Raw genomic sequence first — 20,759 nt, forward strand, 5'->3', positions numbered from 1 at the left:
CTCAAAGCGTTTCCGTCTCGGTGGGCGCGGGCGCCGGGGCGGGGCGCAGGGCAACATAGGCGCGCATGGCCGCGGCGGCCTCGTCGCGGCGCGCCAGGGCCAGCAGGGCCTGGGCGCGAATCAGGTGGAACGGTGCATCGACGCCGCCTTGCATGGCCAGCAGGTCCAGCGTCGACAGCGCCGCGTCGGCCTTGCCGGCGCGCAGTTGCGCCAGCGCCAGGGTGGCAAGCTGGCGCGCGTCGGCCAGCCCCAGGGTCTGCAAGGCGCGCAGCACGACGGCGGTCTTCTCGGGCCGGTTGTTCTCCAGGTACACGTACGCCAGCAGGCTGAGCAGTTCGCGGGCTTCGGGCGTCAGGGGCATGGCGGTGTTCATCCCTGGTACAACGCGCTGCGGTACATGGCCACCAGGTCGCGCAGGCCGGCTTCGTCCTTCAGCAGCCGCACGGCGCGGTTCAACGCGCGGGCGTCTTCCGGGCTGCTGCCCTGTGCCTGTTCGGCCGCCGTGGCCAGCCCGTCCAGCGCCGCCTGCAAGGCCTGGCCGAACTTGCCGGGCAGCAGCAGGTCGCGGTTGGCCAGCGGCGGGCGCAACTGGCTGTCCAGGTAGCGATCGGTGCCGGGGGTGTCCAGCAGTTGGGCCAGTTGCGCCTTGACGCCGTCGGTGGGCGGCGCCAGTTCCTGGCGATCGGGCAGATGCTGGCCGGTGGCTTCGCGGCTGGTGTAGGAAATGCCGTCCAGCCCCCGGTCGAAGGCGTAGCCGTTGATGCGCATATCTGACATGTCTTGGTCTCCGTCCCGGTCAGTCGGCGCGCGCGTCGTCAAGCCAACGCGACAGCGCCTGGACCGCCTGCTTGAGCGCCGGGGCGCTGGCCTGGGCGGCCGGCAACCGTGTGACGGCCAGCAGGCGCGGCAAGCCGTCCTGTTCGCGCAGCGCGGCCTGTACGGCATAACCTTCCAGGCGCGAATGGTGGGCCCGCTTCCAGGCTTGCAGCAGGCGTTGCGGTGCGTCGTAGGGCACCGGTTCGGACACGTACACCAGCACCTCGTCGCCGGCCGGCGATCCGGCGGCCGCCGGATCGCCGGCCGCCTCGATCACGACCCGGCGGCCGGATTCGAGCTGCAGCGCCACGTTGCCGTTCCGGCCCAGGGCCAAGCCGTCCATGCCGATGTGCTCGCCGAAGGCGCCCAGCGCGCGGTCCAGGCTGTTCATTCGTATTCCTCGTCGATGGCCGCGTCCAGGGCCAGTTGCGCCGCATTCAGGACGGATTGGCGGGCGTCCAGGTCGGGAAACATGGGCACCGGCAGGTCCTTGAGCACGGCGCGCAGCCCGCCCAGGAACACGATGCGGGCGCCGACCGTGTCCACGCCATGGCTGGATGCCAGTGCGGAAAAGCGCGATTCCGACACCCATTTCTCGTTGCTGACGTTGACCAGGTCCTGCATCAGGCGGTCGGCCGCCAGTGTCTTGCCGTGTTCGGTGGCCAGCTTCTGGCCCAGTTCGGCGCAGCCGTCCAGCACCGTCACCGCCACGCCCAGCTGATACAGGTCCTGCATCAGGGCGTGCAGCCGGTCCGGGTTGGTGGACGGGCGCGCGGCGGCCAGGTCCTGCCCCAGCGCCTGGATCAGCTGCTGCAAGCCGCGGCCCACGTCCTTGCCGCCGAAGCGCTCCAGCGCCAGGGCCAGGGTCTTGGCCAGCGACGATTCGCCCAGCACCACGTCCTGGTAGGTGCGCTGGAAGTCGGCGATGCCGCGGGCGTCGTCGGCATAGCCGGCCGCCGCGCCGATGGTGTTCAGGCTGGCGCGTATCTGCGGGCCGCTTTCCAGTTCCAGGTCGGCCAGGGCTTCACGCAGGCCGTCCAGCACGTCTTCGGGGGCGCCTTCGCTTTCGCCCTGGCGCAGCGCGTATTGCAGCCCCAGGTATTGGCGGGCCGCATCGCCGAACGCCTGGGCCGCGGCCTGGCGCGGGTCGGCCTGGCCGGCCAGCAGGTGGCGCGCCAGCTCGATCAGTTTTTCCTGGGCATCGGCGTCGTGGGCCTCGGCCAGGAAGCCGATGATGGCTTCGGCGCTGAGCAGTTGCAGGGGCGCCTCGCGGCCGACCTTGCGTTCGGCGTGGTGCTTGTCCTCGGCCTTCTCGGCCATGTGCAGGCTGAGCTCTTCGGCGGAATCCGCCAGCGACACCTCGCCGTCCACCTTCATCGCGGTCTGGCCCAGCATCGTGCCGACCTGCGGCTGGCCGGACTGGACATCGGCGTGCGCGGTCGAGGACGAGAAAGCGGAAGAAGCGGGCAGGCCGGTGTCGATACGGTTCATGGGGACGCGGGTAGGCGGCGGGCGAGGGCCGCGCATGGTCTGGGGTAGTAACGGTTGGGGCGGGAAAGTTCCATCCTTCTTGCAGGGAACCAAGCCCGGGCAACGGTTACGTACACGGGGCAGGCCGAGTTGCCATGGGCGCCGGTGCTGCGATGCCGAATTTAAGGGTTAACCCGTGATGGTTCTGGTGCGCGCCGCGGGCAGCGGGCGGCCGTCAAAGGAGAATGGAATGTCTACGGTTTCCGGATTGGGAGTGGGTAACGTTGCGGGCATGGACCTGTCCAGCATGGACCTGGAGACCGCACTGATGACGGTGCAGACCCAGCGTTCGCAGATGCTGGAAGACGCCCTGCGCCAGCAGCTGGATGCGGTGAACGGCCGCAATGCCCAGATGGCGGGCATGAACGAGGCCATGAACGCCAAGACGGCAGACAACCTGAAGCTGGAATCGGCCAACGTCAGCCTGCAGGACCAGATCGGGCAGTTGAAAGACCTGCAAGGCCGCCTGTCGGCCAGCAAGTGCCCCAATCCCGAAGGCTGGTACGGCCTGTCATGGGGGCAGGGCGATGACAAGAAGCTGTCGCACGACACCCTGGCCCAGATCAAGGCGGCCGGCTTGACGATCCCGACCGGCGACGACGCGCCCCGCGACGTCGACCGCAACGGCACCATGGACGCCAAGGGCCGGGTCGTGCAGAACTTCGTGGACCAATTGAACGGCAAGATCGCGGCGCTGGAAGCGAAGATCGTCGACAACGGCAAGACCATCGACGCCAACAAGCAGGCCGTGAACGAGATCAAGTCGTCGCTGGACAACCTGAGCAACACCCAGCAGATGGAAATGCTGCGCCTGCAAAGCCTGACCGGCAAGCGCAACGAAGCCTTCGACGTCATGACCAATTTCCTGAAGAAGATGCAGGAAAGCCGGTCGTCGATCATCGGCAACATGCGTTGAGCCCGGGGCGGCTAATGAACAGGGGCGATCGATGAGCGGACCGGTAAGCGGCAGCCAGCCCGTGCTGGGCGGCGTCGGCCTGGAAAGTTCCAGCGGCGTGCGTGGCGCGGACCTGGTGGGCGCCGACCAGGAAACGGCCATGTTGAGCGTGCAGGGCGAGCGTGGCCGCCTGCTGGACAAGCAGATCGAGACCCAGATCCAGGAATTGCGCGCGCTCAACCGCCGGCTGGAACTGCTCAATACGGTGCAGGCCGGCCTGAAGGCGGTGCAGGCGCAATTCAATGCCGATGCCAAGTACAGCAAGGAATGGGACGATGCCAGCGGCGGCTGGAGCTTTCGCCGCGCCGACGAGATCAACCGGGCGGCGGCCGAGGCCGGCTTGAACCTGGGGTTTGCCTCGGACAGCAACACCTGGCGCCTGTTCGGCCACATGGGTGACATGAAGGAATTCGCCCACGCCTACCTGCCGCCCGACCAGGCCGACCTGCTGGTCAAGTGGCGCGACAAGGGTGACCTGCGCGGCCACTTCCTGGCCGAGACGCTGGTCAAGAAAATGGCCGGCGGCGACGGCTTCATGACGCCGGATTACCCCGGCCAGACGCTGAACCGCTGCCCCGGCGGCATCCGCTACGACTCGGACTATGGCGAACTGCGCCAGGCCGTGCAGCGGGTGCAGGGCGCCATCGACGAGACGTCCAACCAGCAACAGGACCAGATGCTGCGCCTGCAAGCCCTGACCAACCGCCGCAACGAGTCGGCGGAAATGCTGAGCAACTACGTCAAGAAGATGCAGGACAGCAAGATGTCGATTTCGGAAAAGATTCGTGGAACCTGAGGCCGGGTTCCGTTACTTACGCTGCATCGTCGGTCAACCGTCTACATCGAATCCGGGCAGCCAGCCCGGGCCAGGAGCCCATCTTGAACATGAACGTGAACAGCGCCAACGTCGGCAACGTCGGATTGAGCAACCTCGCCGGCATGGATATCGAGACCGCCCTGATGATGGTGCAGTCCGAACGCACCAAGCTGCTGGACAGCCAGCTCAAGAGCCAGATCGAGGAAGTGCAGAAGCGCAACGAACTGACCGGCGCCCTGAACGACATGCAGGCCAAGCTGAACGGCATGAAGGGTTCGCTGGAATCCAAGGACGCCAAGCCGGGCGACGTGGTCAAGGGCAACGTCGGCACGCCGACGAACGACGCGCTGGCGAAGGACTACGCCATCCTGGCGTTCAAGCTGGGTATGGACCCGGCGCCGGTCAAGGCCACGCCGGTCAAGGATGCCCAGGGCAACGTCATCAGTGCGAACGTCACCGGCCTGCCGACCCGCGAGGGCCTGGAGAAGGCGATTCCCGACCTCAAGAGCAAGCTGGATGCCGCCAGCAACAGTCAGCAGATGGACATGCTGCGACTGCAAAGCCTGTCGAACAAGCGCAACGAAGCCTTCGACACGATGACCAACTTCGTCAAGAAAATGCAGGACAGCCGTTCGTCGATCATCGGCAACATGCGCTGATCTGCCCCTGATAAATACGCCCACCCCGGAGAACGGCAATGGCCGACACCCAAGACCAGAACATCCAGGACATCATCGAGCGCGCCGAGGCCGCCGTGCGCGACGCCCAGCGGTCCATCGAGGAATCCGACGACAAGCTGCGCAAGCTGGGCCTGGACCCGGAAAAGGTTCGTTCCACGCTGCAGGCGCAGCCGATGGACGAGCGCCAGCGCGACGAGGCGCAGGCCCTGTTCCGCCAGGACATGGAAGCGATCGAACGCGAAGTCGAGCAAGAGGCGGCCTACGCCCGCCAACGCAGCGCCCCGCGCGCCGCGGGCGCGCCGGTCAAGCGTCCGCGCACGATGGTCTGATTCCGAACGCACCAGGAGCCGCCCGATGAATACCGCCGCCCAGGCGCCGATGACCGGCGAAGAGTACGCAGCGCTGCACGACCAGATCGTCGGCCAGTTGGCCCGGGGCGGCAGCCTGGGCCAGCTCAAGGGCATGACCGCCGACGAATGCGAGGCGCTCTACAGCCTGGGCTACGGCCTGTACGAAAAGGCGCGCTATGCCGACGCCCTCAAGGTGCTGGCCTACCTGGTGTCGCTGGACCACACCGAACACCGTTATCTGGTGGCGCTGGGCGCCACCGCCCAGGCTATGGGCAAGCACGCCGACGCACTGCAGCAATACATGGCCGCCACCTTGCTGGACCCGCTGGAGCCGGCCCCGGTGTTCTACGCCGCCCAGTGCCTGTTGGAAATGGGGCAGCCCGAGGCCGCGATGCAATCGTGCGACCTGGCGCTGGCCATGTGCAAACCCGATCGCCACGCCGTGCTGGCCGAACGCGCGCAGGCCCTGCGCACCCTGCTCGCCGCGCGCGGCGCCAAGGAGAATTGACATGATCAACATCAACAACGCCGGCATCAATCCGGCGCTGCTCAATCCCCTGGCCGGCGCCGATGGCGCGCCGCCGCCGGCCGCCGGGTTCACCGAACTGGACGCCACGCAGTACGTGGCCAAGGGCAGCGCGGCCGACAAGCTGGCCGCGCTGGGCCTGCCCCTGCCGTCGGGCAACGCCGCTGCGGGCGCCGCGGACGCACTGAGCAAGCTGATGGGGTCGGCCGAGACCGACATGTACGCCGTCATGGCGCTGTTTCAGAAGATGGCGCAAGAGCAGCGCAACGCCGCGCGCACGGAACGCGCCGCGTCGATGGACGCGCAGGTCCAGGCCCTGCATTCCGCGGCGGACAAGATCAAGGAAGCCGCAGAAGAGCGCTTCAAGGGCGCGCTGGCCCAGGGCATCAGCCAGATCGTGGGCGGCGTCATGCAGGCCGGCGTGGGGCTCGGCGGGATGGCCGCGATGGGCGCGTCGGCGCGCATGACGACCACCTCCAGCCCGCTTACCGCACAGCAGACGGTCACGCAGGCCAAGCTGGACGGTTTTGCCGCCAACTCCTCCGGCATCGGCCAGGGCCTGAGCGGCGTGGCCGGCGGCGTCGGCGGCATCATTCAGGCGAACTACGACCGCAAGGCAGGCGAAGCCGACGCCGCGCGCGCCCACCTGGAAGCCGACGCCAAGGTATTCGAGTCGGGCGTGCAGCATGCCAACGACCTGATGCAGCAGATGATGGACGTCATTCGTGATGTTCGCGACAAGCTCGGCGCCATCGAACAGAGCCGCAGCGAGACGAATCGCGGCATCGCCCGCAACCTCTGAACCCGCCTGGGGAGCCATCACTATGGATATCCGGCCTTCTACCGGCAACGCCGGCCTGACACCCGCGCTGGACCCGTCCGGTGCCGGCGCGGTCGCGGGCGCCGCGGCCCAGGCCGCCTTGCAGGCGGCCAGCGGACTGGACCTGGCCGCGCTGGCCTCGCAATGGGCCTCGAGCGTGGCGCAGGCGCGCAACGGCGCCGGCGACGGCGTCACCAATGCCAACGGCAAGCCCGCCATCGCGCCGCCGGCGCGTGAATTCTCGGCCTCGGAAATGGTGGACCTGCTGCGCGCGCTGCAAGGCAAGACGCAGGACGCGCAATTGCGCAGCGCCAAGGAAAACATCGAGAACAACCGCATCGAGCAGGCCAAGAACAACGAAGAGCAGCTGCGCAAGGTCGACGAGTGGATCCAGAAGAGCAAGGACGCCGAGAAGGGCGGCATCCTGGGCAAGATCTTCGGCTGGATCGGCGCCATCGTGGCGGCGATCGCGGCGGCCCTGATGGTGGTGGCGGCCGTGGCGGCCACCGCGGTGACCGGGGGCGCGGCAGGTCCGGTGATGGTCACGCTGGCGGCGATTGCGGTGGCAGGGGCGGTGAGCATGCTGGCCAACCAGATATCGGCCGAGTGCGGCGGGCCCGAGATCAGCATCAGCAACCTGGTCACGCAGGCGGTCAGCAAGCTGTTGCAGGCGTTTGGCGTCGAGCCTGAAATGGCCGAGAAGATCGGCAACATCGTCGCGGGCGCATCCATGCTGCTGACCGGCGCGATCCTGATCGAACCCGGTGCGCTGGGCAAGATGGCCGGCGCCATTGCGGTGCTGGCCGGGGCAGATCCGCAGACCGCCGGCTATATCGCCATGGCCGTCGGCCTGGCGGCCACCATCACCGTGGGCATCGTGATGGCGGTGGCCACTTTCGGCGCGGGCGCCGTGTCGGCCGGGGCCAACGCGGCGGCCAATGTCGGTTCCCAGACGGCGCGCACCGTGGCCGATTCGGTCAAGACGGCCGGGCAGGTGGCCTCGGGCGCGGCGGCGGTGGTCAAGGGCGCGGGCCAGATCGCCACCGGCGTCGAAACCATCCAGTCGGCCCAGGCGCAGGAGGCGGCCGACAAGGTGCTGGCCGACAAGAAGGCGCTCGAGGCCCTGCTGGTCAAGCTGCAGGCCTCGATGGAAGAAGACCGCGAACAGATCAAGACCGTGATGCAGGCGATGGACGAGTCCATGCAGCTGGTCAGCAAGATGATCAACGCCGCCGCCGACAGCATGAGCCAGGTCACCGCCAATATCGGCAAGCGCGCCATGGTTTGACCAGCGCAACATCGGAACCCACACCATGTCCCAATCTTCATCCGCGAATGTGCGCAGCCCCTTCGGGCAGCAACTGTATGACGGCCTGGCGGCGCTGCCCGGCAGCCAACGCCTGACCGCCGACCAGCTCGAAGTGATCTACGCGATGGCCTATGCCCACGTGGCCCAGGCCCAGTACGCGCAGGCCTTGCCGCTGTTCGCTTTCCTGTCGCAGTACGGGCCGACCCGCAAGCACTACCTCGCGGGCCTGGCGTTGTGCCTGCAGATGCAGGCCCGCTTCGAAGAAGCGATCCGCATCCAGTCGCTGATCGGCGTGCTGTTCCCGCCGTCGCCGGAAGCCACCTTGCGCGTGGCCGAATGCCAGCTGGCGCTGGCCCAATCCGAAGCCGCGCGGGAATCGTTGCGGCTGGTGGTGGCGGCGGCCGAGGCCGACAGCGCCTATGCCCAGGCCGGCGCGCGCGCCGCCTCTTTGCTGGCGCTGGCTGAGAAGGAGGTCCGCCCATGAGTCGGGAACGCCATGAACGATAGGGTGGGCACAGCCTCGGCAACGGCCGTCTCGGGTGAGACGGCTTTTGTACTTGAGGCGGACGACGCGCGTTGCCTGGCCGAAGTGGGCTTTCTGGCCGCGGGCCGCGGCGACGTCGCGCGCGCCGATGCCATCTTCCACGCGCTGCGCGCCTTGCGCCCCGGCCGCGCCTACCCCTGGCTGGGTTTGGCGGTGGCGCGCCTGAACGCGGGCCGGGCCGACGAGGCCGTGCGGCTGCTGGAGCAGGGCGAGGCCAGCGCCGCGGGGGAACGCACGCTGCTGGCCGCCTGGCGCGGCCTGGCGCTGCAGCTGGCGGGCCGCAACGCCGAAAGCGTGCGCCTGCTGCAGGCCTGCGCCGAGACAGACGCCGACGGCGAGGGCGCCGTGCTGGCGCGTTCGCTGTTGGGATTGCAAACCGATCAACGCTAGGAAAATCATGGAAATCACCGCGCTTTCCGCCGCCTTGTCGCCCGCGCTGGACTCGGTCAAGGCCGCGCCGGCCGCCACGCCGTCCGAGCTGGCCACCGAACGCTTCAACCAGTTGATGGCCGCGCCCGAGGCCGGCGCGCCGGCCTTGACCGGCCTGCAAGCGGCGCTGCAATCGGCATTCACGCCCGGCGTCGACGCGGCCCCGGCCACGCTGGGCAACCAGATCCTGTCCAGCCTGCGCAGCACCACCACCGAGTATTCGGAAAAGTGGCAGAACATCTCCGGCCGCCTGGACGCCATGTCCACCGAGCCGTCCATCGCCGACATGCTGCGCCTGCAGGCCGATCTGGTGCAGATCTCGGTGCAGTACGAAATGGTCGGCAAGGCCGTTTCGCGCACCACGCAAAACATCGATACGCTCGTCAGGATGTCCTAATGCACGCCGTTGCCCCGTTGTTCCTTCCCGCCGTTCCCGGCGCCTCAGCGCTGCGGCATCTGCGCTGGCTGCTGTTCGCGCTGGCGCTGCTGCTGGCCGCGTGCGGCTCGCGCGTCGAGCTGTTTTCGGCCGCCAATGAAAGCGAGGCCAACGAGGTGCTGTCGGTGCTGCTCGATGCCGGCATCTCGGCGCAGAAGGCCACCACCAAGACCGGCGTGGCCGTGTCGGTGGACGGCCAGCAGGTGGCCCGCGCGCTGGATATCCTGCGCGCCCGCGGCCTGCCGCGCGAACGCTTCGACGGCATGGGCCAGATCTTCCGCAAGGAAGGCCTGGTGTCGTCGCCGCTGGAAGAGCGCGCCCGCTACATCTACGCCCTGTCGCAGGAACTCACCAACACGCTGTCGCAGATGGACGGCGTGCTGGCCGCCCGGGTGCACGTGGTGCTGCCCGAGCGCGGCGGCGTCGGCGAAACCACCACGCCGTCCACGGCCGCGGTGTTCATCAAGCACCAGACCGGCTACAACCTGGACGCGCTGCAGCCGCAGATCCGCAAGCTGGTCACGCATGCCATTCCCGGGCTGACCGAAGACCGCGTGTCGATCGCGCTGGTGTCGGCGCAGCCGGCCGGCGCGGCGGCGGCCGCGGCCAATGCGGCGCGCCAGGCCATGGGGGGGGATGGGGGCGAAGGCACTTCTCCGGCGCTGACCGCGTGGCTGATCGGGCTGATCGTGCTGGTGCTGGCGCTGGCCGGCGTCATTGGCTACCTGCTCTGGCGCTATGGCATGCCCCGCCGCGCCCGGCCCGAGCGCCGCGAACCCGTGACGGACGGGCGCTAGCGATGACGCTGGCGTTGACCGCGCTGGACCGTCGGCTGGTTGAATTCAACCAGTTGCCCAGCCGCACCCTGCACCCCAGCCGCCATGCGGCCTATGCGCCGCCGGCCACGCTGGCGGCGATCGCCGCCGCGCCGGCGCTGGCAGCGGGTTGGCACCGGCACTGGTCGCGCGACATCCTGGACGCCCTGGGCCTGCGCCAGCGTCCCGTGACGGACCCGGACCGGCCCGAACTGGCGCTGGCGCTGCTGGCCCCCGATGCGTTGGCGCAGTGCGCGCGCCGGCTGGGTGCGGTGCTGTGCGGCCCGCGGCTGCGCCGCGCCATAGCTGGCGACGAGGTGCGCATGCTGATCGCGGCGCTGGGCGCGGACCTGCTGGACTTCACCCGCCGCACCGCCGGCTCGCTGCATGGCGGCATTGCCGCCAGCAGCGCCTGGTCGCTGGCCGAGACCACCGCCGCGGTGGACACGCTGGGGCGCGACGCGCTGCGCGCCGCCCTGGCCCGCGGCGGTCCCGAACTGGCGCAGCGCGCCGAATTGAAACTGCCCGACCTGCCCGCCGGCCCACCGCCCTTGCCGGGGCAAGAGGCGCTGTCGCTGGGCTTGTCGCTACTGAAGAAAACGGATCCCACATGGCTTTCCTCATTCCCCGCGATCCGCTGACGCCGCGAGCCGCCGCCGGCCGCATCGATCCGGCCCTGCGCGTGCTGCGGGCGGCCGATCACGCGGCCTGGGCGGATGCCGGGCAACTGCTGGCGCAGGCGCGGACCCAGGCTGACGAGATCATCGGCGGCGCCCAGGCGGCCTTCGAGGCCGAGCGCGAACGCGGCTATCAGGAAGGCCGCGAATCGGCGCTGCTGGACCAGGCCGAAAAGATGATCGAAACCGTCGGCCGCACGGTCGAGTATTTCGCGGGCGTCGAAAACGAGATGGTCGAACTGGTCATGTCGGCCGTGCGCAAGGTGGTCGATGGTTTTGACGACCGTGAAAAAGTCATGGTGGTGGTGCGCAACGCCCTGGCGGTGGTGCGCAACCAGAAGCAGATGACGCTGCGCCTGAACCCGGCCGAAGTGGACACGGTGCGCGAGCAGATCAACGACCTGCTGGCCGCCTACCCCGGCGTGGGCTACCTGGACATCCTGGCCGACGGCCGGCTGGCGCGCGGCGCCTGCATCCTGGAAAGCGAGATCGGCATGGTCGAAGCCAGCCTGGAAGGGCAGATCCAGGCGCTGCGCCAGGCTTTCCAGCGCACCCTGGGCAGCCGGGTCTAGCGATGCGCCAATTCGACTACATCTCGGAAATGATGTCGCTGGCGCTGCAGGACACGCCGACGCTGCGCATCAAGGGCCGGGTCACGCAGGTGATCGGCACCATCATCAAGGCCGTGGTGCCCTCGGTGAAGGTGGGCGAGGTCTGCATCCTGCGCAATCCGGGCGAGAACTTCGAGATGAAGGGCGAGGTCGTCGGCTTTGCCCGCGACGCCGCGCTGCTCACGCCCATCGGCGACATGTACGGCATTTCCACGGCGACCGAGGTCATTCCCACCGGCCGGGCCCACATGGTGCCCGTGGGCCCGGGCCTGCTGGGCCGCGTGCTGGACGGCCTGGGCCGGCCGCTGGACGAGGCCGAACTGGGGCCGCTGGAAGCCAGCAAGTTCTACCCCGTGTTCGCCGAGGCGCCGGACCCGCTCAAGCGTCGCATCATCTCGCAGCCGCTGGAACTGGGCGTGCGGGCGCTGGACAGCGTGCTGACCTGCGGCGAAGGCCAGCGCATGGGCATCTTCGCGGCGGCAGGCGGCGGCAAGTCGACGCTGATGGGCATGCTGGTCAAGGGCGCCGACGTGGACGTGACCGTGGTGGCGCTGATCGGCGAACGCGGCCGCGAAGTGCGGGAATTCCTGGAACACGAGCTGGGCCGCGAAGGCCGCCGCAAGAGCGTCATCGTCTGCGCCACCAGCGACAAGTCGTCGATGGAACGGGCCAAGGCCGCCTATGTGGCCACCGCCATCGCCGAGTATTTCCGCGACCAGGGCAAGCGCGTGCTGTTCCTGATGGATTCGGTGACGCGCTTTGCCCGCGCCCAGCGCGAGATCGGCCTGGCCGCGGGCGAACCGCCGACCCGCCGCGGCTATCCGCCGTCGGTGTTCGCCACCCTGCCCAAGCTGATGGAGCGCGCCGGCATGAACGAGCACGGCTCCATCACCGCGCTGTACACCGTGCTGGTCGAAGGCGATGACATGACCGAGCCCATCGCCGACGAAACGCGCTCGATCCTGGACGGCCACATCGTGCTGTCGCGCAAGCTGGGCGCCGCCAACCACTATCCCGCCATCGACGTGCTGGCCTCGGCCAGCCGCGTCATGAACGCCGTCATCACGCCCGAACACAAGCAGGCCGCCGGCCGGCTGCGCGAGCTGATGGCCAAGTACCAGGAAGTGGAGCTGCTGGTGAAGATCGGCGAATACAAGCGCGGCGGTGACGCGGTGACCGACGAGGCCATCGACAAGATCGGCGCCATCAACCAGTTCCTGCGCCAGCGCACCGACGAACGGGCCACGCTGGCCGACGCCCTGGCGCAGATGAGCGCCATCGTGGGGACGCGATGAGCGTCTTTGACGAACTGCTGGCCATAAAACGGTTCCGCGAGGGCCAGGCCGAGATCGCGGTGTCGCGCCAGCGCCTGCGCCAGGCCGAGGCCGATGCTGCGCGGCAGGCCTCGGAACAGGCGCTGGCGGATTTCCGCGAGGCCGCCGACAGGCAGGAACGCGAGATGTACCGCGACCTGTGCAGCCGCGTGGTGCGGGTACGTGAAATCGAAAACGTACTGCAGGGCGTGGCGGGCCTGCGCGAGGGCGAGCGCCAGTGCGAAACGGCGCTGGAACAGGCCGCCCAGCGCCTGCACGAAGAAAGCCAGGCGCTGGCTGACAGCCGCGTCCGCCATCAGCAGGCGGTGCGACTGACCGGCAAGTTCGTCGAGCTGGCCAGCATCCACCTGGCCGAGCACCTGAAGGCGCTGGAGCACAAGGAAGACATGGAAATGGAAGAGGCCGCCACGCTGTCGCGCGACCGCGAAGACTGGGAACAGCACGAGGAGTTCGAGCCGGCATGAGCATCGACCGACGCATCGGCCTGGAAACCGCCATCCCCCAGGGAACCGGCCTGGCGCAATCCGATGGCCAGGCCCCCGGCCGCCACGCCAGCGACGCCGACCGGCGCGCATTCGAACAGGCGCTTGCGCAGGACGCCGACGCGGACGGCAAGCCGCCCGCGCCGCCCGCTGCGACGCCGTTTTCCTTGTTTGGCGCCGCCGCATCGGTCGCGACCGGACCTGCCGAGGCACCGTCCACCGCGCTGACCGATGCGCTGCTGGACAGCGCCGAACAACTGCTGGTGGCCGATGGCAGCCAGGGCCGGCGCCAGGTGCGCGTGGAATTGAAAGACGACGTGCTGCCCGGCGTGAGCGTGTCGGTCTATGAAGAAGAAGGCCGTGTCGTCGCCGACTTCGTCTGCGCCAACGAAGACTCGCGCGAGCGCCTGACTGCGATGGCGCGGCCGCTGGCCGAGCAATTGGCCGATAGCCTGGCGCGGCCGGCGCGCGTGCGCGTCAGCGCCGACGATCCCGAATATCCCTGCCTGGCCGAGACCGACGCTTCGGCGCCGGCCCGTTGACCCCTGGAACCCATGACCGCAAGTTCGCAACATCTCTTGCCGCGCCTGACCGCCAACGAAGCCCGCGCCCGCTCGCTGATCGCGCGCCACGGCGCCGACCTGTCCGTGACGCTGGCGCCGCTGGCCGGCGCCGACGCCGAACCGGCGCACTGGCGCCTGGGCTTCACGCCCGGTGTGCCCGACGCCCTGCGCCAATCCGCCACCCTGGCGGCCGACCTGGAATGGGCCGGCGCGCGGCTACGCCTGGGCCTGCCTGCCAGCGCCGCCGATGCCTGGCTGGCCGCAAGGTTGCCGGGCCTGGAAGCCGACGCCTTGCCGCCCGCGCTGGTGGCCACCGCCATCGAGACCCTGCTGGCCGAAGTGGTGGCTGGCCTGAGCGAGGCCTCGCCCGGCGGCCCGGTGCGCGTGGTGGGGCGTGACGGCCCGGCGCCCGCCCTGGCGCAGGCCTGGACCCTCGCCGCGCGCCATTCGGCCACCGGCCATACCGTCTACGCCACGCTGGAGGCCGACGGCCTGGGCCTGATGCTGCTGGCCGGCCTGGTGGGCCGCGCCGCGCCCGCCGCCAACGACATCGACGCCGACGCGGTGCCGGTGCGCATCGCCGCCTGCCTGGGCTGGACTTGGTTGCCGGCCGCGGAACTGCGCACCCTGGCCCCGCGCGACACCGTTTTCCTGGACCACAGCCTGGTGACGCCGGACGGCGAACTGTGGCTGGGCGCCGGCGGCCAGGGGCTGCGCGTGCGCCGGCAGGATTCCTCATACCTCATCACTCAAGGCTGGACTTCCCTCATGACCGAGACGCCGCAAACACCGCCCGATGCCGAGTCGGGCGCCCCGACGCCGCTCGACATCGATGCCATTCCCGTCAGGCTCACGTTCGAGCTGGGCGAACGCCAGATCACGCTGGGCGAACTCAAGCAGTTGCAGCCGGGCGAAACCTTCGACCTGGAACGGCCACTGGCCGACGGCCCCGTGCTGGTGCGCGCCAACGGCGCACTGGTCGGCAGCGGCGAACTGGTCGAGATCGACGGCCGCATCGGCGTGACCTTGCATCGCCTGGGCAAGGCGGGCGCATGAGCGGCGCGGATCCCATCAGCCTGGCGGTCGTACTGGCGCTGTTGGCGCTGGTGCCGCTGGCTGCCGTCATGACCACCTCGTTCCTGAAGATCGCGGTGGTGCTGACGCTGGTGCGCAATGCCATGGGCGTGCAACAGGTGCCGCCGAACATGGCGCTGTACGGGCTGGCGCTGATCCTGTCGGCCTACGTGATGGGGCCGGTGGTGATGCAGATCGGCGACGAACTGCGCGCCCCGCCTGCCGTGGTGGCGCCGGGCCAGCCCCAGCCTGACCGGCTGGAAGGCATCCTGGATGCCGTGGCGCGCGGCGCCGAGCCGATGCGCGCCTTCATGCTGAAGAACAGCCGGCCCGAGCAGCGTGACTTCTTCATGCGCACCGCGCGCGGCCTGTGGGGCGAGCAACAGGCGCGCAACCTGAAGCAGGACGACCTGCTGGTGCTGATTCCGTCGTTCCTGCTGTCGGAACTGACCGCGGCCTTCCAGATCGGCTTCCTGCTGTACCTGCCGTTCGTCATCATCGACCTGATCGTGTCCAACATCCTGTTGGCCATGGGCATGATGATGGTGTCGCCGGTGACGATCTCGATGCCCTTGAAGCTGTTCCTGTTCGTCATGGTCGACGGCTGGACGCGGCTGATCCAGGGCCTTGTGCTGTCCTACGCCTGAGGCCGCCATGGGAACCGTCGACCTCGTTTCCTACATGACCCAGGCGCTGTACCTGGTGCTGTGGCTGTCGCTGCCGCCGATCGCCGTGGCGGCGATAGTGGGCACGCTGTTTTCGCTGTTCCAGGCGCTGACGCAGATCCAGGAACAGACGCTGTCGTTTGCCGTCAAGCTGATCGCCGTGTTCGCGACCATCATGCTGACGGCGCGCTGGCTCAGCGCCGAGCTCTACAACTTCACGATTTCCGTGTTCGATCTCTTCTACAAGATCCACTAGGAGCGACACGCGGCCATGATCTCGGGCATCACCTACGTCGAAGCGAAAGTCTTCCTGGGCACGCTGGCGCTGACGCAGCCGCGGATCCTGGCGCTGTGCGCGATGCTGCCCCTGTTCAACCGCCAGCTGCTGCCCGGCATGCTGCGCTACGCCATCTGCGCGGCCATCGGCATCGTGCTGGTGCCGGCGCTGTCGCCGCGCTACGTGCAGATGGATCCGTCCGCCATCGAACTGGTGCTGCTGGTCGTCAAAGAAGTCTTCGTCGGCCTGGTGATGGGCTTCCTGGTGGCGATTCCGTTCTGGATCTTCGAGGCCGTGGGCTTCGTGGTGGACAACCAGCGCGGCGCCAGCCTGGGCGCCACCATCAACCCGGCCACGGGCAACGATTCGTCGCCGCTGGGCATCCTGTTCAACCAGGCCTTCATGGTGTTCTTCCTGGTGGGCGGGGGCTTCACGCTGATGCTGACGATGCTGTACGACAGCTTTCGGCTGTGGGACCTGTGGGACTGGGCCCCCACGCTGCGCCGCGAAAGCGTGCCGCTGATGCTGGACCAGCTGGGCCGCTTCCTGCGGCTGACGCTGCTGTTTGCCGCGCCCGCGATCGTCGCCATGTTCCTGGCCGAAGTCGGCCTGGCGCTGGTCAGCCGTTTCGCGCCGCAGTTGCAGGTGTTCTTTCTGGCCATGCCCATCAAGAGCGCGCTGGCCCTGCTGGTGATGGTGCTGTACATGAACACGCTGTTCGAGTATGCCGCCGAGGCCACCGGCCAGATCAGTTCGGCCCTGCCGTTCCTGGACAACCAATGGCGGGCGCCATGAGCGGCGAAAAGACCGAACAGCCAACCACCAAGAAGCTGCGCGACGCCCGCCAGAAGGGCGACGTCGCGCACAGCAAGGACTTCACCCAGACGTTGCTGGTGCTGTCGCTGTTCGGCTACATGCTGGGCAACGCCCACGGCATCGTCGAGGCGCTGGGGCGGCTGATCCTGATCCCCTCGACGCTGGTTGGGCAGCCCTTCGAACAGGCGCTGCCCCTGGCGCTGGACGCGGCGCTGCGCGAGGCGGTGTACCTGGTGCTGCCCTTCGTGCTGATCGTGCTGGTGGTGGGCATGTTCTCGGAATTCCTGCAGGTGGGGGTGGTGCTGGCATTCGAAAAGCTCAAGCCGTCGGCCAAGAAGCTGGACGTGATGAGCAACCTGAAGAACATCTTCTCGAAGAAGAACCTGGTCGAGCTGCTCAAGTCCATCGTCAAGATCGCCTTCCTGTCGGTGCTGGTGACGCTGGTGGTGCGCGATGCGCTGCCCGAACTGATGGCGGTGCCGCACAGCGGCCTGGCCGGTCTTGAGGCCGGCGTGGGCGGCATGATGCGCACGCTGATCATCAACATCGCCGTCGCCTACGTGGTGATCTCGCTGGCCGATTTCGTCTGGCAGCGCATGCAGTACCGCAAGGGGCTGATGATGAGCAAAGAAGACATCAAGCAGGAATTCAAGGAGATGGAGGGCGACCCCCACATCAAGCACAAGCGCAAGCACCTGCACCAGGAAATGGTGATGCACGGCGCGGTGGCCAATACGCGCAAGGCCTCGGTGCTGGTGACCAACCCGACCCACCTGGCGGTGGCGATCTACTACGAACCCGGCGAAACCCCGTTGCCGATGGTGCTGGCCAAGGGCGAGGGCGCCCTGGCCGAGCAGATGATGCAGGCGGCGCGAGAAGCCGGCGTGCCGGTGATGCAGAACATTCCCCTTGCGCGCGCGCTGATGGCGTCCGCGCAACCCGATCAGTACATTCCCAGCGAGTTGATCGAGCCCGTTGCCGAAGTCTTGCGGCTCGTCAGGAAACTGGCTGCCCATCCGGACGCCCCGACATGAACGCACATCCCCTGATTTCCGCCTACGCCGCCCGCCACGGGCTGGCGCCCTCCACCCGGCCCGACGGCCGCGTCACGCTGGTGATCGACGACACCTACCGCGTACATCTGCAACCCGGCCGCGATGGCTGGCTGGCGATGAGCGCGCGGCTGTGCGCCCTGCCGGCCAGGAACGCCGGCCGCGACGAGCTGGTGCAGGAGATCGGCAAGCTCGCCGCCGGCATGCTGGCGCGGCATGCGGCCGCCTGCGTGGTGGATCCGCAGGGCCGGGCGCTGTGGCTGCAGCAGTCGCTGCGCCCGGGCAGCAGCGAATTGGAACTGGACGAAGCCATGGGCGCGTTCGCGAACGCGCTTTCCTTTTGGGCCGGCGCCGTGCGGCGGCTGGCATGAACACGCGATACGGGCGCAGCGCCCGAGGAGAAAGAGTGTTGAAGCGGATGATACTGGCGACCGCGTTGTCGCTGGGCCTGGCGGCAGGCGCGCAAGCCGCGCCGAACTGGCCGAACGTGCCCTATAGCTACTATGCCCGCGACGAAAACCTGCAGACGCTGCTGCGCGAGTTTGCCGGCGGCTTCAGCCTGTCGCTGCAGCTCGGGCCCAACGTCACGGGCACCGTCAACGGCAAGTTCAACGCCAATACGCCTACCGAATTCCTGGACCGGCTGGGCGGCGTCTACGGCTTCAACTGGTTCGTCTATGCGGGCACGCTGTTCGTCAGCCGCACCAACGACATGAAGACGCGCTCGGTCAGTGCCATGGGCAGCTCGATCAGCGCGCTGCGCCAGGCCTTGCAGCAACTGGGCGTGCTGGACCCGCGGTTTGGCTGGGGCGAATTGCCGGACCAGGGCATTGCGCTGGTGTCCGGCCCGCCGGGCTATGTGGACCTGGTCGAACGCACCGTGGCCGCGCTGCCGATGGGCGCGGGCGGCCAGCAGGTGGCGGTGTTCCGGCTCAAGCATGCTTCGGTCAATGACCGCACCATCAGCTACCGCGACCAGAAGGTCGTGACGCCCGGCCTGTCGACCGTGCTGCGCAACCTGATCACGGGCGGCGGCGGCGGGGCCAACAACGAAACCCTGGCGGCCATCGCCGCGCCCCTGCGCGACAACCCGCCGGCCTTTCCGCAGGTGGGCGGCGACAGCGCGGCGCCGCCAGCCAATGCCGGCGGCGGCCAGGCGCCGGCCCCGGCAGGTGCCGCCAAATCGGGCCTGCGCCTGCGCGAACCCACGGTGCAGGCCGATGCGCGCCTGAACGCCATCATCGTGCAGGACATTCCCGACCGCATTCCCATCTATCGCAGCCTGATCGAACAGCTGGACCTGCCCAGCACGCTTGTCGAGATCGAGGCCATGATCGTGGACGTGAATTCCGACCTGGTCAGCGAACTGGGCGTGACCTGGGGCGCGCGCGCCGGCAGCACCTCGTTCGGCTACGGCAACATGGCCTTGAGCCCCAGCGGCGGCCTGCCGCTGGAAAGCGGGGCGGCGCTCTCGCCGGGTACCATCGGCATCAGCGTGGGCAACACCTTGGCGGCGCGCCTGCGTGCGTTGCAGACCAAGGGCCAGGCCAACATCCTGTCGCAGCCGTCCATCCTGACGGCGGACAACCTGGGTGCCATGATCGACCTGTCGGACACCTTCTACATCCAGACCCGCGGCGAGCGCGTGGCGACCGTCACGCCGGTCACCGTGGGCACGTCGCTGCGGGTGACGCCGCGCCATATCGAGGCCAAGAGCGGTTCGCGGGTGGAACTGACGGTGGACATCGAAGATGGCCGCATCCAGGAAGAGCGCCAGATCGACAACCTGCCCACGGTCAGGAAGAGCAACATCAGCACCCTGGCCATCGTCGGCAACGACCAGACGCTGCTGATCGGCGGCTACAACAGCAGCCAGAATTCCGAGCAGGTCGACAAGGTGCCGATCCTGGGCGACATCCCGGGCCTGGGCATCCTGTTCTCCAACAAGTCCAAGACCGTGCAGCGTCGCGAACGCCTGTTCCTGATCCGGCCGAAGGTGGTGGCGATCAATGGCGAAATGGTGGCCACGCCGGGCGGGGCGGGCACCGGGCCGATGCTCAACGCCACCTGGGGGGACGGCCGCATGACGGCGGGACAGTATCTGGACCTGGCGCAAAGCCAGCGCACCCGCATCCTGTTCGGACCGAACGTGGAATTGCGGCGGTCGAGCGGCCCGTTGCGGGCCTCGGAATGGCTGGAGGGCGTGCCGACCGCCGACCCGGTCGCCACGCCGGTGCTCGAAGGCAAGTCCAGCGCGCGCCAGGGGCCGGTGATCCAGATCGAACCGGTGGCGGCGCCGGGGACGGGCAGGGCGCCGTGATGGGGCGGCGCGGCATCGGCTATCGAATGGGGTCGGCGCCGCCGGCACGGGCCGCCGTGCGGTCGCCGGCGCCCGCCGATGCTCAGTCGTCCAGGTGCAGGCCCTTGGCGGCCAGCTTGTCGCGCAGGGCTGTGCGCGCGCGTGACAGGCGGCTGCGCACGGTGCCGATCGGCACCGTCAGCAACGCGGCAGCGTCTTCATAGGAAATGTCGTCCAGCCCGACCATGAGCAGGATGTCGCGCATGTTGGCCGGCAGTTCGTCCAGCGATTCCTGCAGCAGCGCCATAGTCTGGTTCTGCTCCAGGATGCGATCCGGGGACAGGTCGTTGGAGGCATGCTCGGCCAGCACGCTGTCGCTGACGAAGTCGTGACGTCGCTCGGGCGCCCGCGACAGGTAGTTGCGCACCAGGTTCAGCGCGATGCCGTACAGCCAGGAAGACAGTTGCGATTCGCCGCGAAAGCTGCGGTAGGACCGGGCGGCTTCGACGAACGCCTGCTGGGCCAGGTCTTCGGCTTCGGTGGTGTTGCCGATGTGCTTGATGATGAAGCGCTGCAGGCGGGTGGAATGTTCGCGCACCAGGTCCCGCAGCAGGTATTCCTCGCCCGTGTCCCAACCCGGCCCGTCGCCGTCAGCGCGAATGGGCGGCAGATCCGCTTCCGGGGAAGCGGTTGTGCAATCGCTGGGGTTGGTCATGGAAGGGGAAAAGAAACGTGTATTAAGCTACAAGTTACTACCGGGATGACGCGAATTATCGCAGCATACCGGTGTCACAATATTTCGAAAATGGAAATATTGAGGCAAAAGTAGCTTTTTTTTAGTCAGAAATGTAAATAGAAGTAAACCGTTACTCGGCGGTATTC

28 protein-coding genes are annotated in these 20,759 nt (G+C 68.2%); 23 read left to right on the forward strand and 5 right to left on the reverse strand.

The annotated features are described in order from the left end of the window. Position 1: 1 nt before the first annotated feature. From ACUDP5_RS03290 to sctW, 4 genes are read right to left on the reverse strand one after another with little or no spacing between them, the layout of a single operon-like run. Positions 2-361, reverse strand: a complete 360-nt coding sequence (locus ACUDP5_RS03290; RefSeq protein ID WP_263914232.1) for a hypothetical protein — start codon at positions 359-361, stop codon at positions 2-4. A gap of 8 nt (positions 362-369) precedes the next feature. After that, positions 370-777, reverse strand: coding sequence for a hypothetical protein (locus ACUDP5_RS03295; protein ID WP_263914231.1), 408 nt, complete (start codon positions 775-777; stop codon positions 370-372). 19 nt (positions 778-796) lie between these two features. Continuing rightward, a complete protein-coding gene (locus ACUDP5_RS03300; protein WP_445658155.1) occupies positions 797-1,207 on the reverse strand; it encodes a hypothetical protein in 411 nt (136 codons plus the stop codon). After that, a complete protein-coding gene (sctW, locus tag ACUDP5_RS03305) occupies positions 1,204-2,307 on the reverse strand; it encodes a type III secretion system gatekeeper subunit SctW (protein ID WP_263914228.1) in 1,104 nt (367 codons plus the stop codon). The genes ACUDP5_RS03300 and sctW overlap by 4 nt, the downstream gene beginning before the upstream one ends. Positions 2,308-2,536: 229 nt before the next feature. Here sctW and ACUDP5_RS03310 point away from each other — a divergent pair, with 229 nt between their 5' ends. The 23 genes from ACUDP5_RS03310 to sctC all read left to right on the forward strand — a co-directional run bounded on the left by ACUDP5_RS03310 (position 2,537) and on the right by sctC (position 19,898). Next, positions 2,537-3,262: a hypothetical protein gene (locus ACUDP5_RS03310; RefSeq protein WP_445658156.1), complete on the forward strand. Its 726-nt coding sequence runs from the start codon at positions 2,537-2,539 to the stop codon at positions 3,260-3,262. A 31-nt stretch (positions 3,263-3,293) separates the two neighbouring features. Next, positions 3,294-4,097 carry a hypothetical protein gene (locus ACUDP5_RS03315; RefSeq protein WP_445658157.1) on the forward strand — a complete coding sequence of 268 codons (804 nt, stop codon included), beginning with the start codon at positions 3,294-3,296 and terminating at the stop codon, positions 4,095-4,097. Positions 4,098-4,186: 89 nt separating this feature from the next. Further along, positions 4,187-4,777, forward strand: a complete 591-nt coding sequence (locus ACUDP5_RS03320) for a hypothetical protein (RefSeq protein ID WP_445659125.1) — start codon at positions 4,187-4,189, stop codon at positions 4,775-4,777. Between the two features lie 38 nt (positions 4,778-4,815). Then, the gene (locus ACUDP5_RS03325; protein WP_263914223.1) at positions 4,816-5,127 is read left to right on the forward strand and encodes a hypothetical protein; all 312 of its coding nucleotides are present in this window, start codon (positions 4,816-4,818) and stop codon (positions 5,125-5,127) included. Between the two features lie 25 nt (positions 5,128-5,152). Next, a complete protein-coding gene (locus ACUDP5_RS03330; RefSeq protein ID WP_445658158.1) occupies positions 5,153-5,656 on the forward strand; it encodes a SycD/LcrH family type III secretion system chaperone in 504 nt (167 codons plus the stop codon). A 1-nt stretch (position 5,657) separates the two neighbouring features. Further along, positions 5,658-6,476, forward strand: a complete 819-nt coding sequence (gene sctB, locus ACUDP5_RS03335) for a type III secretion system translocon subunit SctB (RefSeq protein ID WP_263914220.1) — start codon at positions 5,658-5,660, stop codon at positions 6,474-6,476. A gap of 22 nt (positions 6,477-6,498) precedes the next feature. Then, complete coding sequence (sctE, locus tag ACUDP5_RS03340; RefSeq protein ID WP_263914218.1) at positions 6,499-7,782, forward strand: type III secretion system translocon subunit SctE; 1,284 nt, start codon at positions 6,499-6,501, stop codon at positions 7,780-7,782. A 25-nt stretch (positions 7,783-7,807) separates the two neighbouring features. After that, positions 7,808-8,287, forward strand: coding sequence for a CesD/SycD/LcrH family type III secretion system chaperone (locus tag ACUDP5_RS03345; RefSeq protein WP_445658159.1), 480 nt, complete (start codon positions 7,808-7,810; stop codon positions 8,285-8,287). Between the two features lie 12 nt (positions 8,288-8,299). Beyond that, on the forward strand, positions 8,300-8,737 hold the full coding sequence (locus ACUDP5_RS03350; protein WP_263914217.1) for an HrpB1 family type III secretion system apparatus protein: 438 nt from the start codon (positions 8,300-8,302) through the stop codon (positions 8,735-8,737). Positions 8,738-8,744: 7 nt separating this feature from the next. After that, entirely contained in the window at positions 8,745-9,173 is a 429-nt protein-coding gene (sctI, locus tag ACUDP5_RS03355) for a type III secretion system inner rod subunit SctI (protein WP_263914216.1), read from the forward strand. After that, positions 9,173-10,009, forward strand: a complete 837-nt coding sequence (gene sctJ, locus ACUDP5_RS03360) for a type III secretion system inner membrane ring lipoprotein SctJ (protein ID WP_445658160.1) — start codon at positions 9,173-9,175, stop codon at positions 10,007-10,009. The genes sctI and sctJ overlap by 1 nt, the downstream gene beginning before the upstream one ends. Before the next feature lie 2 nt (positions 10,010-10,011). Continuing rightward, the gene (locus tag ACUDP5_RS03365) at positions 10,012-10,668 is read left to right on the forward strand and encodes a SctK family type III secretion system sorting platform protein (protein ID WP_445658161.1); all 657 of its coding nucleotides are present in this window, start codon (positions 10,012-10,014) and stop codon (positions 10,666-10,668) included. Next, positions 10,638-11,276, forward strand: coding sequence for an HrpE/YscL family type III secretion apparatus protein (locus ACUDP5_RS03370; protein ID WP_263914212.1), 639 nt, complete (start codon positions 10,638-10,640; stop codon positions 11,274-11,276). Before ACUDP5_RS03365 ends, ACUDP5_RS03370 begins: the two co-directional genes overlap by 31 nt. A gap of 2 nt (positions 11,277-11,278) precedes the next feature. Next, positions 11,279-12,610 carry a type III secretion system ATPase SctN gene (sctN, locus tag ACUDP5_RS03375; protein ID WP_263914211.1) on the forward strand — a complete coding sequence of 444 codons (1,332 nt, stop codon included), beginning with the start codon at positions 11,279-11,281 and terminating at the stop codon, positions 12,608-12,610. Beyond that, a complete protein-coding gene (gene sctO, locus ACUDP5_RS03380) occupies positions 12,607-13,113 on the forward strand; it encodes a type III secretion system stalk subunit SctO (RefSeq protein ID WP_445658162.1) in 507 nt (168 codons plus the stop codon). The genes sctN and sctO overlap by 4 nt, the downstream gene beginning before the upstream one ends. Further along, positions 13,110-13,673 (forward strand): hypothetical protein, encoded by a 564-nt coding sequence (locus ACUDP5_RS03385; protein WP_263914209.1) that lies wholly within the window; start codon positions 13,110-13,112, stop codon positions 13,671-13,673. The genes sctO and ACUDP5_RS03385 overlap by 4 nt, the downstream gene beginning before the upstream one ends. Before the next feature lie 12 nt (positions 13,674-13,685). Then, a complete protein-coding gene (gene sctQ, locus ACUDP5_RS03390; RefSeq protein WP_445658163.1) occupies positions 13,686-14,750 on the forward strand; it encodes a type III secretion system cytoplasmic ring protein SctQ in 1,065 nt (354 codons plus the stop codon). After that, positions 14,747-15,415 carry a type III secretion system export apparatus subunit SctR gene (gene sctR / locus ACUDP5_RS03395; RefSeq protein WP_025137539.1) on the forward strand — a complete coding sequence of 223 codons (669 nt, stop codon included), beginning with the start codon at positions 14,747-14,749 and terminating at the stop codon, positions 15,413-15,415. The genes sctQ and sctR overlap by 4 nt, the downstream gene beginning before the upstream one ends. 7 nt (positions 15,416-15,422) lie before the next feature. Further along, a complete protein-coding gene (gene sctS / locus ACUDP5_RS03400) occupies positions 15,423-15,689 on the forward strand; it encodes a type III secretion system export apparatus subunit SctS (RefSeq protein WP_008163300.1) in 267 nt (88 codons plus the stop codon). Positions 15,690-15,704: 15 nt separating this feature from the next. Next, positions 15,705-16,505, forward strand: coding sequence for a type III secretion system export apparatus subunit SctT (gene sctT / locus ACUDP5_RS03405; protein ID WP_025137538.1), 801 nt, complete (start codon positions 15,705-15,707; stop codon positions 16,503-16,505). Further along, the gene (sctU, locus tag ACUDP5_RS03410) at positions 16,502-17,560 is read left to right on the forward strand and encodes a type III secretion system export apparatus subunit SctU (RefSeq protein ID WP_263914207.1); all 1,059 of its coding nucleotides are present in this window, start codon (positions 16,502-16,504) and stop codon (positions 17,558-17,560) included. Before sctT ends, sctU begins: the two co-directional genes overlap by 4 nt. After that, positions 17,557-17,949, forward strand: coding sequence for a CesT family type III secretion system chaperone (locus ACUDP5_RS03415; protein ID WP_445658164.1), 393 nt, complete (start codon positions 17,557-17,559; stop codon positions 17,947-17,949). Before sctU ends, ACUDP5_RS03415 begins: the two co-directional genes overlap by 4 nt. Positions 17,950-17,996: 47 nt before the next feature. Beyond that, entirely contained in the window at positions 17,997-19,898 is a 1,902-nt protein-coding gene (sctC, locus tag ACUDP5_RS03420; protein WP_263914283.1) for a type III secretion system outer membrane ring subunit SctC, read from the forward strand. 82 nt (positions 19,899-19,980) lie between these two features. On the opposite strand, the gene ACUDP5_RS03425 is transcribed toward sctC, so the two are convergent. Continuing rightward, complete coding sequence (locus tag ACUDP5_RS03425) at positions 19,981-20,592, reverse strand: RNA polymerase sigma factor (RefSeq protein ID WP_263914205.1); 612 nt, start codon at positions 20,590-20,592, stop codon at positions 19,981-19,983. Positions 20,593-20,759: the final 167 nt, after the last annotated feature.

Source organism: Achromobacter sp. NCFB-sbj8-Ac1-l, from assembly GCF_052695805.1.